Origin of the sequence: Pedobacter sp. HMWF019 (genome assembly GCF_003061025.1) — a bacterium.
Lineage (GTDB): Bacteria > Bacteroidota > Bacteroidia > Sphingobacteriales > Sphingobacteriaceae > Pedobacter.
This window is the reverse complement of sequence record NZ_QAIL01000486.1, coordinates 1-1,645: the sequence shown is the minus strand read 5'-3', so window position 1 is coordinate 1,645 and position 1,645 is coordinate 1. Positions and strand designations below refer to the sequence as shown.

Sequence of the window (1,645 nt, the reverse complement as noted above, 5' to 3'; positions counted from 1 at the left end):
AAATTAAGCTTTCCGTATTTTTTATTAAGTACAATTAGAATATAAAAAACATTTTATGATTATTGTTCCTAAAACACGTGGTTTTATCTGCCTTACCTCACACCCAAAAGGATGCGAGCAAAATGTTAAAAATCAGATCAGCTATGTAAAATCAAAGGGTGCCATAAATGGACCTAAAAAAGTACTGGTTATTGGTGCCTCAACTGGCTTTGGACTAGCCTCCAGGATTACCAGTGCCTTTGGATCAAACGCTGCTACAATAGGTGTATTCTTCGAAAAACCATCTGCACCAGGCAAACCAGCCTCGCCAGGATGGTACAATTCTGCTGCCTTTGAACAGCAGGCCCATGAAGCTGGCCTTTATGCAAAAAGCATCAATGGAGATGCCTTTTCTACAGAAATCAAACAGCAAACAATAGATCTCATTAAGGCGGATCTTGGACAAATAGATCTAGTGATTTACAGTTTAGCCTCTCCCCGAAGAACTGATCCTGTTACGGGCATCACCCATAATTCGACATTAAAACCAATAGGAGATGCCTTTACCAACAAAACGGTCGATTTCCATACCGGTATCGTATCTGAAATCTCTATTCAACCAGCCAATGAAGAAGATATAGAAAACACCATTAAAGTAATGGGTGGAGAAGATTGGGAAATGTGGATAGATGCTTTAAAAGCAGAGAACCTTCTTGCGCCAGGAGCCGCAACTGTAGCCTACTCCTATATTGGTCCATTGCTTACAGAACCTGTTTATCGCAAAGGTACCATTGGCCGTGCAAAAGACCATTTGGAAGCCACTGCCTTTAACATTACTGATAAATTGAAAGATCTTAACGGTAAAGCTTACGTTTCTGTAAATAAGGCCCTGGTTACTCAGGCCAGTTCAGCAATTCCTGTTATTCCTTTATATATTTCATTACTGTATAAAACAATGAAAGAAAAAGGCATCCACGAGGGCTGTATTGAACAAATTCAGCGCTTATTCCAGGACCGTCTATACACCGGCGAAGAGATCTCTACAGACGAAAAAGGAAGAATCCGTATAGACGATTGGGAAATGCGCGAAGATGTGCAACATAAAGTTGCCGAATTGTGGAAACAAGCGACTACAGAAACCCTGCCTGCCATTGGAGACCTTAAAGGCTACAGCACCGACTTCTTTAATCTTTTCGGTTTCGAAGTGTCAGGTGTAGACTATAATGCAGACGTTAACGAAGTGATAGAAATAACTGGGATACAAAACTAACATTCACATTTTAGAATAAAATGGCCGCAATTCCATAAAAAGAGATTGCGGCCATTGTTATTTTCGACCAGTCCTTCCGCAAACTGTTGACATGCTCCACAATCACAAGACAAACGAAAATAATTAAAATACTGATAATCAGATTAGTGCCAGAAACAACAAGCTTCGGCATCATTATTAAATCTATTCTAATCGTAATTAACAAGATTATTAATCGAAATACTTAGAATATGAAAAAGATCATTTTATCAGCAGCATTTTTAGCTTTCGTTGGATTAACCACAGTAAAAGCAAGCGAAATTAAAACAGAAGTTAAATACACTTTACAACAAGACAGTGCTACAAAGGCACCTGTTGAACTTAAAGATCTACCTGCTCCAGTACAGACTACACTTC

At 39.0% G+C, this 1,645-nt stretch carries 1 protein-coding gene; it reads left to right on the top strand.

From position 1 onward, the window contains the following. The first annotated feature begins 55 nt into the window (after window positions 1–55). Window positions 56–1,249: an enoyl-ACP reductase FabV gene (gene fabV / locus DBR11_RS25220; RefSeq protein ID WP_108555344.1), complete on the top strand. Its 1,194-nt coding sequence runs from the start codon at window positions 56–58 to the stop codon at window positions 1,247–1,249. Window positions 1,250–1,645: the final 396 nt, after the last annotated feature.

Excerpts from the sequence above, each read along its gene's own strand:
- fabV (WP_108555344.1), top strand. The coding sequence starts at position 56 with ATGATTATTGTTCCTAAAACACGTGGTTTTATCTGCCTTACCTCACAC.